The organism is Arthrobacter sp. M4, assembly GCF_020251205.1.
Lineage (GTDB): Bacteria > Actinomycetota > Actinomycetes > Actinomycetales > Micrococcaceae > Arthrobacter.
This window is the reverse complement of record NZ_JAIWYX010000056.1, coordinates 1-642: the sequence shown is the minus strand read 5'-3', so window position 1 is coordinate 642 and position 642 is coordinate 1. Positions and strand designations below refer to the sequence as shown.

Sequence of the window (642 nt, the reverse complement as noted above, 5' to 3'; positions counted from 1 at the left end):
AGGACACCGCCGGACATAACCACAACGTAGTCCCCGGACCAAAGACGGCCCGGGGACTACGCATTTAAACCAACAAAAGGGTGCGATTGAAGTTGGGTGTTTCTGCTCCAGCTTTGCTGTGAATCTTCCCACCATGTACTCCGAACGACGCCCTTGCGTTCGGTTGCTCGGTGCGTGGTCGCCTAGAATTACAAGGGAGACATACCGCCCGAGGCACCACTCTTGAACCCTCGGGAACGGCCTCCACGGCGATCCATTACACAACGACATAGGGTTACGAGCGGCTGCGCACAGGCCAGTGGTCGGCTCACAAAAGGAGGAATCCAGCATGGCTGAGCACAATGGCGGCAACCGCGGTAATCGTGGCAAGTACGGTGGCGATCGTAACGAACGAGGCCCCTTCAGGGCGAGCAACAATTCCGGTGGAAATCCACGCGGATTCCGCGCCAGGGACGGCCGTGACGGTTTTGGCAGCCGCGAGGGCAAGCCTTTTGGGGATCGTCCGCGTCGTGATGGTGAGGGCTTTGGCGATCGTGAGCGTCGGGGTTTTGGTGATCGGGATCGGAAGCCTTTTGGGGATCGTCCGCGTCGTGATGGTGAGGGCTTTGGCGATCGTGAGCGTCGGGGTTTTGGTGATCGGGA

The 642-nt window shown here is 59.5% G+C and carries 1 protein-coding gene; it reads right to left on the bottom strand.

What is annotated here, in order from left to right; translation table 11 throughout:
* Positions 1 to 307 precede the first annotated feature (307 nt).
* Positions 308 to 642, bottom strand: a 335-nt coding sequence (locus LD110_RS23370) for a hypothetical protein (RefSeq protein ID WP_225502333.1), incomplete at its 5' end; no start/stop codon positions are given.